Origin of the sequence: Burkholderia anthina (genome assembly GCF_902498995.1) — a bacterium.
Lineage (GTDB): Bacteria > Pseudomonadota > Gammaproteobacteria > Burkholderiales > Burkholderiaceae > Burkholderia > Burkholderia anthina.
Map to the genome: position 1 here is coordinate 38096 of NZ_CABVLY010000030.1, position 12694 is coordinate 50789.

The 12694-nt window shown below is 66.6% G+C and carries 11 protein-coding genes and 1 other RNA gene; 7 read left to right on the plus strand and 5 right to left on the minus strand.

Annotated elements, in window-relative coordinates; translation table 11 throughout:
• Nucleotides 1-140 precede the first annotated feature (140 nt).
• The 5 genes from BME24068_RS29545 to ffs form a co-directional block, all read right to left on the minus strand.
• Entirely contained in the window at nt 141-1346 is a 1206-nt protein-coding gene (locus tag BME24068_RS29545) for a CaiB/BaiF CoA transferase family protein (protein WP_096508747.1), read from the minus strand.
• A 48-nt stretch (nt 1347-1394) separates the two neighbouring features.
• Nucleotides 1395-1991, minus strand: coding sequence for a recombination mediator RecR (gene recR, locus BME24068_RS29550; RefSeq protein ID WP_096508746.1), 597 nt, complete (start codon nt 1989-1991; stop codon nt 1395-1397).
• A 40-nt stretch (nt 1992-2031) separates the two neighbouring features.
• Nucleotides 2032-2358, minus strand: a complete 327-nt coding sequence (locus BME24068_RS29555) for a YbaB/EbfC family nucleoid-associated protein (RefSeq protein WP_006755698.1) — start codon at nt 2356-2358, stop codon at nt 2032-2034.
• Nucleotides 2359-2452: 94 nt separating this feature from the next.
• Nucleotides 2453-4816 (minus strand): DNA polymerase III subunit gamma/tau, encoded by a 2364-nt coding sequence (locus tag BME24068_RS29560; protein ID WP_174928171.1) that lies wholly within the window; start codon nt 4814-4816, stop codon nt 2453-2455.
• Nucleotides 4817-4943: 127 nt separating this feature from the next.
• Nucleotides 4944-5042, minus strand: an RNA gene (gene ffs / locus BME24068_RS29565) — signal recognition particle sRNA small type.
• A 415-nt stretch (nt 5043-5457) separates the two neighbouring features.
• Between ffs and trxA the strand changes: the two genes are divergently transcribed.
• From trxA to BME24068_RS29600, 7 genes are all read left to right on the plus strand, one after another.
• Nucleotides 5458-5784 (plus strand): thioredoxin TrxA, encoded by a 327-nt coding sequence (gene trxA, locus BME24068_RS29570; RefSeq protein ID WP_006402348.1) that lies wholly within the window; start codon nt 5458-5460, stop codon nt 5782-5784.
• A 195-nt stretch (nt 5785-5979) separates the two neighbouring features.
• The gene (gene rho, locus BME24068_RS29575; RefSeq protein ID WP_006478662.1) at nt 5980-7242 is read left to right on the plus strand and encodes a transcription termination factor Rho; all 1263 of its coding nucleotides are present in this window, start codon (nt 5980-5982) and stop codon (nt 7240-7242) included.
• 125 nt (nt 7243-7367) lie between these two features.
• Nucleotides 7368-7868, plus strand: a complete 501-nt coding sequence (locus BME24068_RS29580) for a MerR family transcriptional regulator (RefSeq protein ID WP_174928172.1) — start codon at nt 7368-7370, stop codon at nt 7866-7868.
• Nucleotides 7865-9421 carry an MFS transporter gene (locus BME24068_RS29585; protein ID WP_174928173.1) on the plus strand — a complete coding sequence of 519 codons (1557 nt, stop codon included), beginning with the start codon at nt 7865-7867 and terminating at the stop codon, nt 9419-9421. The genes BME24068_RS29580 and BME24068_RS29585 overlap by 4 nt, the downstream gene beginning before the upstream one ends.
• Nucleotides 9422-9459: 38 nt before the next feature.
• The gene (locus tag BME24068_RS29590) at nt 9460-10293 is read left to right on the plus strand and encodes a M90 family metallopeptidase (RefSeq protein ID WP_096502988.1); all 834 of its coding nucleotides are present in this window, start codon (nt 9460-9462) and stop codon (nt 10291-10293) included.
• A gap of 157 nt (nt 10294-10450) precedes the next feature.
• On the plus strand, nt 10451-10717 hold the full coding sequence (locus tag BME24068_RS29595) for a type B 50S ribosomal protein L31 (protein ID WP_050013208.1): 267 nt from the start codon (nt 10451-10453) through the stop codon (nt 10715-10717).
• 142 nt (nt 10718-10859) lie between these two features.
• Nucleotides 10860-12692: an ArnT family glycosyltransferase gene (locus BME24068_RS29600; RefSeq protein ID WP_174928174.1), complete on the plus strand. Its 1833-nt coding sequence runs from the start codon at nt 10860-10862 to the stop codon at nt 12690-12692.
• Nucleotides 12693-12694: the final 2 nt, after the last annotated feature.

Sequence of the window (12694 nt, forward strand, 5' to 3'; positions counted from 1 at the left end):
GCGCGCCGCCGCACTGCGCGGCCGCGTTCCGCGCGCTCAGGGAAACGCCGCGCCGCCCCGGGTTTGCCACCGCGAGGGACGCCCCGGCGAGGGGGCGCTCCGGCGACAGGCCCGGCGCCAACCGCCGAGGCGCGCGGCGCTCAAATCGCGCCGGCGTCGCGCAGCGCGGCAATCGCCTGCGCGTCGTAGCCGAGGCCGCGCAGCACCTCGTCCGTATGCTCGCCGAGCTCGGGCCCGAGCCAGCGCGTTTCGCCCGGCGTGTCGGACAGTTTCGGCGTGATGTTCGGCAGCGGAATGTCGGTGCCGTCAGCCAGTTTGAAACGCTGGATCATCTGCCGCGCGACGAACTGCGGATCGGTGAACATGTCGGCGGCGCTATAGATGCGCCCGGCCGGCACGTCGGCCGCATTGAGCACGACGAGCGCTTCGTCGATCGTGCGCGGTGCGAGCCATGCGGCGATCGCTCCGTCGATTTCCTGTGTGCGCGGCACGCGCCCGTCGTTCCGCGCGAGTGCAGGATCGTCGGCGAGATCGTCGCGCTCGATCGCCTTCATCAACCGCTTGAAGATCGGGTCGCTGTTGCCGCCGATCACGATGCTGCCGTCGCGGCACGCATAGGTGTTCGATGGCACGATGCCCGGCAGCGACGCACCGGTACGCTCGCGCACCATCCCGTACACGCCGTACTCGGGCACGACGCTTTCCATCATGTTGAATACGGCTTCATACAGCGCAACGTCGACCACCTGCCCCGCGCCGCCGTTGACCTTGCGATGGTGAAGCGCCATCAGCGCGCCGATCACGCCATGCAGCGCGGCGATCGAATCGCCGATCGAAATGCCGATGCGCGGCGGCGGCAGATCCGGATAGCCGGTGATGTGGCGCAATCCGCCCATCGATTCGGCAATCGCGCCGAAGCCCGGCCGGTCGCGGTACGGGCCCGTCTGCCCGTAACCGGACAGGCGCACCATCACGAGGCCGGGGTTGTCGGCCGACAGCACGTCGTAGCCGAGGCCGAGCTTCTCGAGCAGGCCCGGGCGGAAGTTCTCGATCACGATGTCGGCCTCGCTCGCAAGTTGCCGCGCGATCGCCTTGCCGGCATCGGATTTCAGGTTGAGCGTGACGGACTTCTTGTTGCGCGCCTGGACCGACCACCACAGCGACGTGCCACCCTGCTCCGGATGCAGCTTACGCCATTTGCGCAGCGGGTCGCCGCCGTTCGGATCCTCGATCTTGATCACTTCCGCGCCGAATTCGGCAAAGAGGCGCGACGCGAACGGCCCCGCGATCAGCGTCCCGAATTCGAGCACTTTGACGCCCGCGAGCGGGCCCTGGCTGGTGCTCATGTGTCTCCCTGACATGAGGAACGGCGCCGCCGGCCAGCGGCGCCAGACTTACATCGTGCGGCGGTCGAGCATCGCGCGGGCGATCGTGCCCGCGTCGACGTATTCGAGCTCGCCGCCCACCGGCACGCCGCGCGCGAGGCGCGTGACCGCGAGTCCGCGCGCCTTCAGCGTCTGGCCGAGGTAGTGCGCGGTGGCTTCGCCCTCGTTCGTGAAGTTGGTCGCAAGCACGACCTCCTTGACGATCCCGTCGGACGCGCGCCGCACGAGGCGGTCGAAATGGATTTCCTTCGGGCCGATGCCGTCGAGCGGGCTCAGGCGGCCCATCAGCACGAAGTAGAGCCCGCGGTACGTCATCGTCTGCTCGAGCATGATCTGGTCGGCAGGCGTCTCGACGACGCACAGCAGCGTCGGATCACGCTCCTCGTCGCTGCAGACCTCGCAGATCTGCGCTTCCGTGAACGTGTTGCACTTCTCGCAGTGCTGCAGGTGCTCGGTGGCGAACAGCAGCGACCGGCCGAGCCGCTCCGCGCCCTCCCGATCGTGCTGCATCAGGTGGTACGCCATGCGCTGCGCGGATTTCGGCCCGACACCGGGCAAGATGCGCAGCGCTTCGACGAGCGCGGACAGGGCGGACGGCTGTTTCATACGGCGGCTGAAAGCTGAACGAGCGGAACGGACGCTACGCTCAGAACGGCAGCTTGAAGCCCGGGGGCAGCGGCAGGCCCGACGTCATGCCGCTCATCTTTTCCTGCGACGTGGCTTCTGCCTTGCGCACGGCATCGTTGAACGCAGCGGCGACGAGATCCTCGAGCATGTCCTTGTCGTCCGCGAGCAGGCTCGGGTCGATCGCCACGCGACGCACTTCGTTGCGGCAGGTCATCGTCACCTTGACGAGGCCGGCACCCGACTGCCCTTCGACTTCGATCTGCGCAAGCTGCTCCTGCATCTTCTTCATGTTTTCCTGCATTTGCTGCGCTTGCTTCATCAGTCCGGCGAGGTTGCCTTTCAACATGGGAATACTCCTTCTTGATCGTGTGAAAACCGGCACGCGGTGCGTGCCGGTCAATGTGTGCGGGCGTGATTGTGCCTGTTGCGGTGCGAATCGTTCAATGCAGCGTCGGCGGCGTCGCGTCCGGCGCCGAATCGGCGAGCGGCCGCACCGAGCCTTCGACGATGCGCGCGCCGAAGTCGCGCACCAGCTGCTGGACGAACGGATCGCCGTGGATGTCCTGCTCGGCCTCGCGCTGGCGCGCCGCGCGTGCGGCCGCGTCGAGCGCCGCTGCGGTGCGTCGCGCGGGCCCGACCTCGACCGCGACCTCGACCGGCTTGCCGAGCGCATCGGCCAGCGCAGCCTTCAGTTTGGCGACCTGCGCGGCATCCGCGTACTGCGGCACCGGCACGGAAAGTTTCAGCGTCGTCGCGTCGACGGCCGTCAGCTCGCTGTTGAACGCCAGCTGATACGCGACGCCCTTGAGCGACAGCCGTGCGGCCAGCGCCGGCCATTCGCCGTCGAAACCGACCGGATCGAGCGCGATCGCGGGCGGCAGCGGGCGCGTGTCGACCGGTGCGGACGGACGGGCTTCGGCCGGCTTCGGCGCAATGCGCACGTCGTCGGGACCGCTGTCGAACACGGGCACGAAGCCGTCGTCGGCCGCGCCGCCGAACATCTCGTCCGCACTGAGCGGCACGTATTCGTCCGGCGGGATGTCTTCCCACGGCGGCGGAGCCTGACGCGTGTCGGCAGCCTGCGGCACGCGAGCCGTCGCGCGCGGCGTCGGCACCTGCACGGCGGGACGCGACGCAGCCGGTTTCTCGGCGGCCGGCTGAGCGGCTGCCGGCTTCGGCGCAGCGCCGGCCCGCGAGCGGTCGGACGACACGCGCATGCCGGCATTGCGCAGCACGTCGAGTGCGGCCGCCGCGCCACCGCGCGCCGCGGAACGCGCAGCCGGCTCGGCCGGCACAGCACGCGGCGCCGGTTCAGCCAGCGGCGCGGGTTCGTCATTGCCCTCGATCGCAATCGCAACGGGCGGCTCCAGTTCCTTGCGGACAGCCGGCGGCGCATCGTTCGTCACGGCCGCTTGCGGTGCCGCATCGGCTTCCGGCTGCGGCTCCGGCACAACCGGCACAACCGGCACAACAGGTACATCGGCTGCAGCCGGTGCGGCCGCAGGTTTCACGGCAGCGGGACTTGCCGTATCGGCGGATGGTGCAGGCGACGGACGCACCGCTGGCGCAGCCGGAGCGGCAGCGGCTTGCGGGCGTGCCGCCGGCGCGGGCGCTGCCGGCTTCCTGGCCAACGCCGCCGGCGCAGCAGCCGCTTCCGCGCGCGGCGCGGGCACGGCGCGCGGCACGGCCGGCTGGCCGCCAGGCGCACTGCCGGCACCGGCAGCCGGCTCGAACGCGAGCATCCGCAGCAGCGTCATCGTGAAGCCCGCATACTCGTCCGGCGCAAGGCCGAGCTCCGCGCGTCCGACCGTCGAGATCTGGTAGAACAGCTGAACCTGCTCGGGGCTCAGCGTTTCCGCGAAGCGCCGCAGATCGGCCGCTTCCGGCCATTCGTCCAGCACCGAACCCGGCGCGAACTGCGCCCATGCGATCCGGTGCAGCAGGCTCGCGAGATCCTGCAGCGCGGTGGAAAAAGACAGGCTGCGCAGCGACATCTCGTCGGCGATCGCGAGAATCTCCGGGCCGTTGCCGGCCGCGAGCGCATCGAGCAGGCGCACCATGTAGGTCTGATCGAGCGCGCCGAGCATGCCCGACACGGCCGCTTCGGTCACTTCGTTCGCCGAATAGGCGATCGCCTGGTCGGTCAGCGACAGCGCATCGCGCATGCTGCCCTGCGCGGCACGCGCGAGCAGACGCAGCGCCTGCTGCTCGAACGAGATCCGCTCTTCGCCGAGAATGCGCTCGAGGTGCGACACGATATGCCCGGCCGGCATCTGCTTCAGGTTGAACTGCAGGCAGCGCGACAGCACGGTCACGGGAATCTTCTGCGGATCGGTCGTCGCGAGGATGAACTTGACGTGCGGCGGCGGCTCCTCGAGCGTCTTCAGCATCGCGTTGAACGCGTGGTTCGTCAGCATGTGCACTTCGTCGATCATGTAGACCTTGAAGCGCGCATCGACGGGCGCGTACACGGCACGCTCGAGCAGCGCGGCCATCTCGTCGACGCCGCGGTTGCTCGCCGCGTCCATCTCGACGTAGTCGACGAAACGGCCTTCGTCGATTTCGCGGCACGCGCGGCACACACCGCACGGCTGCGACGTGACGCCGGTTTCACAGTTGAGCGCTTTGGCGAAGATCCGCGACAGCGTCGTCTTGCCGACGCCGCGGGTGCCGGTAAACAGATAGGCGTGATGGAGACGCCCGCCGTCGAGCGCGTGCGTGAGCGCCCTGACGACGTGCTCCTGGCCGACGAGCGAAGCGAAATCCTTCGGACGCCACTTGCGTGCGAGAACTTGATAGGTCATCGGGAAATTGTATCAGTAACGCCGCGTCGCGCCGACACGCGAAACGGTGCGGAAGACGGGCAAAGCGCGGGTAGAACGGAGAATGACGCAGAAATAAAAATCGCCCGGCGAACGGGGCGAAAGGAAAGGTGACGAGCCCAACCCTCGGCACTGGCAGAAAACGATTGTGGCTGCTTCGTTCCCGACCTGACCAGGTTCACCGCCCCACCATGCGAGGAGGCCCGTCACGGCATATTCTATCACCGCTTCCCGCCGAATGCGACCGTTTGTTCGCAACAATGCCAAGGATTGCGCAGACCGGCGCGCGCGACGCGATCGCAAAGCCCGCGCGAACACGCATCTGGACGGTGGTTATATGCAGCGGCTCTTGTATTTCACACGCAGGCCTCCACCTTCGAAGCACAACGGTCGAACGGCGCGTCGTACCCCTACTCGCGAAGCGGCTACTATCGCCGCCCGCAGCAGATAGCAATTTAGGCTAATATGACGCCCGAACGACCCGCGAGCCGCGCCACGCAGCGCTTACGCCCTTCCTTCCGGAGAGCGGAGCTACCTGCCGCAGCGGCCGGCAGCCGACAGGCGGCCGGAGCGCCGCAACGCGCCAAGCAGGCAGTCCCCGAACCGTAAGAGGTATTGACCCAATGAGCGAACAGATCAAACACATCAGCGACGCATCGTTCGAACAGGACGTCGTCAAATCCGACAAGCCCGTGCTCGTCGACTTCTGGGCCGAATGGTGCGGCCCGTGCAAGATGATCGCCCCGATCCTCGACGAAGTCGCGAAGGATTACGGCGACAAGCTGCAGATCGCGAAGATCAACGTCGACGACAACCAGGCAACGCCGGCGAAGTTCGGCGTGCGCGGCATCCCGACGCTGATTCTGTTCAAGAACGGCGCGGCCGCCGCACAGAAGGTCGGCGCGCTGTCGAAGTCGCAGCTCACCGCATTCCTGGACAGCCACCTGTAATACCGGCCGTTCCGCAGACGTGTTGTCAACCGACAACACGTCTGCCGTCAAGCCGCCGATCGGCCGCTCAGGCGTGAATCGGCGTATGCTAGAATCAAAAAACGTCTACAAGACGCATTAAGTCTCAGAGCGCCTCCGCTCGCCCTCCTCCCTTTATTTCTTTTCGTCGCTTCTCCTCCCTGGCGGGTTCTCCGTATGCATTTATCCGAGCTCAAGTCTCTGCACGTGTCCGAACTGATCGAAATGGCCAATGGCCTGGAGATCGAAAACGCGAACCGCCTGCGCAAGCAGGAGCTGATGTTCGCCATTCTCAAAAAGCGCGCCAAGACGGGAGAGACGATCTTCGGCGACGGCACGCTCGAAGTGCTGCCGGACGGTTTCGGCTTCCTGCGCTCGCCGGAAATGTCGTACCTCGCGAGCACCGACGACATCTATATCAGCCCGTCGCAAATCCGCCGCTTCAACCTGCACACCGGCGACACGATCGAAGGTGAAGTCCGCACGCCGAAGGACGGCGAGCGCTACTTCGCGCTGGTGAAGGTCGACAAAGTCAACGGGCAGCCGCCCGAGGCCTCGAAACACAAGATCATGTTCGAGAACCTCACGCCGCTGCACCCGAACAAGCCGCTGTCGCTCGAGCGAGAAATGCGCGGCGAAGAGAACGTCACGGGCCGCATCATCGACATGATCGCGCCGATCGGCAAAGGCCAGCGCGGCCTGCTCGTCGCGTCGCCGAAGTCCGGCAAGACCGTGATGCTCCAGCACATCGCGCACGCGATCAAACAGAACCACCCGGACGTGATCCTGTTCGTGCTGCTGATCGACGAACGCCCCGAAGAAGTGACCGAAATGCAGCGTTCGGTCGCCGGCGAAGTGATCGCCTCGACGTTCGACGAACCGGCCACGCGCCACGTTCAGGTCGCCGAAATGGTGATCGAGAAGGCCAAGCGCCTCGTCGAAATGAAGCACGACGTCGTGATTCTGCTCGACTCGATCACGCGCCTCGCACGTGCGTACAACACCGTGATCCCGGCGTCGGGCAAGGTGCTGACGGGCGGTGTCGACGCGAACGCACTGCAGCGTCCGAAGCGCTTCTTCGGCGCGGCGCGCAACATCGAGGAAGGCGGCTCGCTGACGATCATCGGCACCGCGCTGATCGAAACCGGCAGCCGCATGGACGACGTGATCTACGAAGAGTTCAAGGGCACCGGCAACATGGAAGTGCACCTCGAGCGCCGTCTCGCGGAAAAGCGCGTGTATCCGTCGATCAACCTGAACAAGTCGGGCACGCGTCGCGAAGAAATGCTGATCAAGCCCGAGATCCTTCAGAAGATCTGGGTGCTGCGCAAGTTCATCCACGACATGGACGAAGTCGAGGCAATGGAATTCCTGCTCGACAAGATCCGCCAGACGAAGAGCAATTCCGAGTTCTTCGACCTGATGCGCCGCGGCGGCTGATCGCCCTCGCCCGCAAGAACGGCCGCCCGCGTTTCGCCCGGCGGCCGTTTTTCGGCCCCAACCTGAACGTGAACGTACAGGTTGATCTATAATCGCGTCACCCTGCCGACCGAATTCCCGCCCCGATGCCGAACGACGCCTCCCCCTCGCTGCTGACCGTGAGCGACGCCGCGTCGCGGCTCGGCGTCACGCCCCGCACGCTGAAGTACTACGAAGAGCGCGGGCTCGTCACCCCGTCGCGCAGCGGGGGCCGCTACCGGCTGTACGACGAGGCCGATCTCGAACGCTTCGCCCGCATCCTGCGGCTGCGCTCGCTCGGCTTCTCGCTGCACGGCATCACCGAGATGCTCAAGCGCCCGCTCGAGGAAACGGGCGACGGGCGACGCCGTTACTCCGACACGTCGCTGCGCGAAATCCGCACCGGCCTCGCCGCGCAGATCGACACGCTCGACGAGCGGATCGCGGCCGTCCAGCGTGAACTGAAGGAAGCCGTCGCGCTGCGCAAGGAACTGCAGCACGACATCGACTACATCGAACGGCGTCTCGCCGGCGAAAACCCCGATGCGCTGATCGCGCAGCGGCAGGCCGAAGCCGGCACACGCCGCTCGCGCAAGGACCGGGCATGAACCTCGCGCCCGACCGCTCGCCGCTGTGGAGCCGCGCGAACCTGCGCGCGGACCTGTTCCCGTGGGCGCTCGCGCTCGTCACCGGCATCGACTATTTCGACAACGCGGCCTTCTCGTTCTTCGCGAGCTACATTGCCGGAGGCATCAACGCGTCGCCCGACGAGCTCGTGTGGTCGTCGAGCGCGTATGCGGTCATGGCCGTGCTCGGCATCCTGCAGCAGCAATGGTGGGTCGACCGGCTCGGGCATCGCCGCTACGTCGCCGGCTGCATGCTGATGTTCTCGCTGGGCGCGATCGCGGCCGCGCTCGCCGACACGTCGCTCGAGCTCGCCTTCGCGCGCGGCTTTCAGGGCTATTTCATCGGACCGATGATGGGCGCCTGCCGGATCCTGATCCAGATCAGCTTCAAGCCGCAGGAACGGCCGCCCGCCACGCGCGCGTTCCTGATCATGATCCTGCTCGGCAGCGCGCTTGCGCCGATCGTCGGCGGGCTGCTCGTCGCACATTCGACGTGGCGCGCGCTGTTCGCATGGACGGCGCCTGCCGGCATCGCGTTCGCGATCCTCGCCCTGCTCACGCTGCCCGATTCGGGCAGGACGCCCGACGACGAACGCGGCTCCGGGCACTTCTGGCCGTATGTCGTGTTCGCGCTCGCGCAAGGCGCGCTGCAGATCGTGCTGCAGCAAGTGCACTATCAGCTCTACAGCGGCTCGCCGATGCTGATCCTGCTGACGATCGCAGGCCTCGGTGCGCTCGCGTGGTTCGCGTATCACCAGTGGAACCATCCGACGCCGCTCGTGCGGCTGCATGCATTGCGCGAGCGCACGTTCCAGGTCGGGCTGCTGCTGTACATGTTCTATTACTACGAGTCGACGGCTTTCAGTTACCTGACCTCCCGGATGCTCGAAGGCGGCCTCGGCTATCCGGTCGAGAACGCCGGGCGCCTGGTCGGCTCGATGTCGCTGATCTCGGCCACCGCGCTGTTCGCCTACCTGCGCTACGCGAAGCTCGTCACGCACAAGAAATGGTTCGTCGTGCCGGGGTTCGCGATCGCGATCATCGCCGCGCTGTGGATGACGCGGATGACGCCGCAGGTCGGCGAGGCCGCGCTGATCGGCCCGCTGCTGCTGCGCGGGCTGCTGCTGCTGTTCATCGTGCTGCCCGTCGCGAACCTGACGTTCCGCATCTTCGCGATCGACGAATACACGCACGGCTACCGGCTGAAGAACATCGTGCGGCAACTGACGATCTCGTTCGCGACGTCGTCGGTGATCATCGTCGAACAGCACCGCCTGGCCGTGCACCAGACGCGGCTCGTCGAGCGTGCGAACGCGTTCGATCCGGTGTTCCAGCAAACCGTCGACGCCCTCACGCACAGCTACGCGGCGGCCGGCCACGCGCTGAACGAAGCGCACAGCCTCGCGATCGCATCGATCGCGCGGATGGTCGCACAGCAGGCGTCGTTCCTCGCATCGCTCGACGGCTTCTATTTCCTCGCGGGCGTCGCGCTCATCGGCGGCCTCTTTGCGGCATGGCAAAAAGAGATCGATTGAGTTAAAAGACAGGCTTTGGATTTCCGTATGCCGTCTCCATGCTTTCGAAACTGACCCGCTGGTTCGATGAGCGCCGCCGCGACCGCGCGCTGCGCAGCCATCCGATTCCCGACGCGCTGTGGCAGCAGACCGTCGAGCGGCTGCCGTTCCTCGCCGCGCTGCCGCCGGGCGACGTCGGCCGGCTGCGCGAGCTGACGAGCCTGTTCATCGCAAAGAAATCGTTTTCGACCGCGCACGGGCTCGAGCTGACCGACGCGATGGTCGTCGCGATCGCCGCGCAAGCGTGCCTGCCCGTGTTGAATCTCGACCTGTCGCTGTACGACGGCTGGGTCGGCGTCGTCGTGTACCCAGGCGAATTCGTGATCCGCAAGACCGTGCAGGACGAGGACGGCGTCGTGCACGAAGTCGAGCAGGACGCGAGCGGCGAAGCATGGGAAGGCGGCCCGGTGATCCTGTCGTGGGAAGACGCGCAGATGACCGACGGCCGCGACGCGTACAACGTCGTGATCCACGAGTTCGCGCACAAGATCGACATGGTGAACGGCGCGGCCGACGGCTATCCGCCCCTATTTCGCCGCTGGCATGCGCCGCACCTCGATGCGCAGGCATGGGCCGACGTGTTCGAACACGCGTACGATCAGTTCTGCGCGCGGGTCGATGCGGTGCCGGACCGTGCGTGGGCACGCTTCGAGCGCGACTCGCTGATCGATCCGTATGCGGCCGATCACCCGTCGGAATTCTTCGCGGTGTGCAGCGAAGCGCTGTTCGTGCGACCGCGCGCGTTCGAGTCCGAATTTCCGGAGCTCTACCGGCTGCTCGCCCGCTATTACCGGCAGGATCCGGCCGGCACCGGCGCGCTCGACGCACGTTGAAAAATATTCGTCAACCATCTGATTTTCTGGCATAATCGCCGTTTTTCGACCTTAGGCAAGTGGCTCGCGCCGGGCTTGACGTCGGCTGATCCGCGCACATTGCGCGATCCGGCACGGCAAGCGGCGGGTTGGCTACCGCTCTCACCAAGGAAAGACCATGAAAGAAGGCATCCACCCGAACTACCGCGAAGTCGTCTTCCAAGACATGTCGAACGGCTTCAAGTTCATCACGCGCTCGACGATCCAGACGCGTGAAAACATCGAACTCGACGGCAAAACCTACCCGCTCGCCAAGATCGAAGTGTCGTCGGAATCGCACTCGTTCTACACGGGTCAGCAAAAGATCATGGACACGGCAGGCCGTGTCGAGAAGTTCAAGAACAAGTTCGGCGCACGCGCCAACGGCAAGGCTGCTGCAAAGTAAGCCTTGCACCGATCCGGTGGTTGCAATGCACCGGTACCGCACGAAAGGGCAGCCCAGGCTGCCCTTTTTTGTCTCCGCTCGCCGGCAAACCGGCGGCCGGCACCGGGCAATCGTCTGACGCGCATCGTCCGGCGCGTCTACAATGCCGGATGCTCGAAATCGGCGCGAGCGCGCACGATTGCGCCGGCCGCCCGCTCATAACAAATCGCTCATCTGCATGAAGCCTGTCGTTCGTCTGACCGCCTCCGCCACGCGCGCGCTGCCGCGCTGGCTGCTGCTCACGCTGTGCCTCGTCTATGCGGCGTTCGGCCTGTTCGGCCGCGACCCGTGGAAGAACGAGGACGCGGCGGGCTTCGGCGTCATGTGGACGATGGCCACCGGCCAGTGGCACGACTGGCTGCTGCCGAACCTCGTCGGCAAGTTCATTACGACGGACGGCCCGCTCGGCTACTGGCTCGGCGCGCTGTCGATCCGCGCGCTGGCGCCGTGGGTCGACGCGAGCAACGCATCGCGGGTCGACACGGGCGTGCTGTTCTGCATCGCGTGCGCGTTCGTCTGGTACGCCGCCTACCTGCTCGGCCGGCGCGCCGAAGTCCAGCCGTTCAAGTACGCATTCGGCGGCGAGCCCGAGCCGCGCGACTACGGCCGCACGCTCGCCGACGGCGCGCTGCTGATCCTCGTCGCCTGCTTCGGACTCGCGGAACGCGGCCACGAAACGACGCCGCAGCTCGCCCAGTTCGCATGGATCGCGATGCTCGTGTACGGCATCGTGCGCGGCATCGACAAGCCGATGCAGGGCGCGCTGTGGTGGGGCGTCGCGATCGGCCTCGTCGCGCTGTCCGGCAACCCCGTGCTCGTCGTCGCACTGCTCGCCGGCACGGCCGCGCTGTGGCTCGTCACGCCGGAGATGCGCAACCTGCGCCTGCCGATGATCGGCGTGCCGCTCGCGGCCGCCATCTTCGCGCTGTGGCCGCTCGCCGCGCTCCACGCGGCGCCCGACGACGCCGCATGGTTCTTCAACCAGTGGATCCACGGCAGCCTGATGCGCTTCTCGGGCCCGCCGACCGAAGTGCTCGGTTATGCGGCGAAAAACCTGCCGCTCTTCACGTGGCCCGCGTGGCCGCTCGCGATCTGGGCGTGGTGGAGCTGGACCGGCATGCGCCGCCGCGCGCACATCGCGATTCCGCTGTCGGTCGTGGTGCCGCTCATCGCACTCGTGATCCTGCAGAGCCAGCAGTCGAACCGCATGTACATGCTGCTGCTGCCGCCGCTCGCGGTGCTCGCGACCTTCGCGCTGCCGACCCTCAAGCGCGGCGCGATCAATGCGATCGACTGGTTCGCAGTGCTCAGCTTCACGATTCTCGGCTCCTTCGTCTGGCTCGTGTGGCTCGCGTCGCTCACCGGCTTCCCGCATCCGCTCGCGCGTAACCTCGCGCGTCTCGTGCCCGGCTACGAGCCGCATTTCAAGATCCTGTCGTTCGTCTGCGCGGTGATCGTCACCGTCTGCTGGTTCATGCTCGCGCGCTGGCGCATCTCGCGCCAGCCGAAGGTGCTGTGGCGCAGCGTCGTGCTGTCGGGCGCCGGCACCACGCTGATGTGGGTGCTGCTGATGACGCTGTGGCTGCCGATCGTCAATTACGGCCGGACCTACAGCGACGTCGCGCAACAGATCGCGTCCCACTTGCCGAAAGACTATGAGTGCATCTCGCCTGTCCGGCTCGGCGATGCGCAGATCGCGACCTTCGCGTACTTCGGCGACATGCACTTCGAATTCTCGGGCGACTGCGACGTGATCCTGCGCCAGGACCGCTCCGACTTCGGCGAGCCGAGCGCGATGTCGCAATACGTGTGGCGTCTCGTGTGGGAAGGCCGCCGCGTCGCCGACCGCGACGAGCGCTTCCGCCTGTACGAGCGGATCGAACGGCCGAAGACGCCGGTCAAGCGGCGCGGCCCGCGCCACCGGGTGGTCGATTGACG

What these genes read in the sequence shown, in the direction of transcription:
- BME24068_RS29545 (WP_096508747.1), bottom strand. Translation starts at nt 1,346, where the DNA reads ATGAGCACCAGCCAGGGCCCGCTCGCGGGCGTCAAAGTGCTCGAATTC.
- recR (WP_096508746.1), bottom strand. Translation starts at nt 1,991, where the DNA reads ATGAAACAGCCGTCCGCCCTGTCCGCGCTCGTCGAAGCGCTGCGCATC.
- BME24068_RS29555 (WP_006755698.1), bottom strand. Translation starts at nt 2,358, where the DNA reads ATGTTGAAAGGCAACCTCGCCGGACTGATGAAGCAAGCGCAGCAAATG.
- BME24068_RS29560 (WP_174928171.1), bottom strand. Translation starts at nt 4,816, where the DNA reads ATGACCTATCAAGTTCTCGCACGCAAGTGGCGTCCGAAGGATTTCGCT.
- trxA (WP_006402348.1), top strand. Translation starts at nt 5,458, where the DNA reads ATGAGCGAACAGATCAAACACATCAGCGACGCATCGTTCGAACAGGAC.
- rho (WP_006478662.1), top strand. Translation starts at nt 5,980, where the DNA reads ATGCATTTATCCGAGCTCAAGTCTCTGCACGTGTCCGAACTGATCGAA.
- BME24068_RS29580 (WP_174928172.1), top strand. Translation starts at nt 7,368, where the DNA reads ATGCCGAACGACGCCTCCCCCTCGCTGCTGACCGTGAGCGACGCCGCG.
- BME24068_RS29585 (WP_174928173.1), top strand. Translation starts at nt 7,865, where the DNA reads ATGAACCTCGCGCCCGACCGCTCGCCGCTGTGGAGCCGCGCGAACCTG.
- BME24068_RS29590 (WP_096502988.1), top strand. Translation starts at nt 9,460, where the DNA reads ATGCTTTCGAAACTGACCCGCTGGTTCGATGAGCGCCGCCGCGACCGC.
- BME24068_RS29595 (WP_050013208.1), top strand. Translation starts at nt 10,451, where the DNA reads ATGAAAGAAGGCATCCACCCGAACTACCGCGAAGTCGTCTTCCAAGAC.
- BME24068_RS29600 (WP_174928174.1), top strand. Translation starts at nt 10,860, where the DNA reads ATGCCGGATGCTCGAAATCGGCGCGAGCGCGCACGATTGCGCCGGCCG.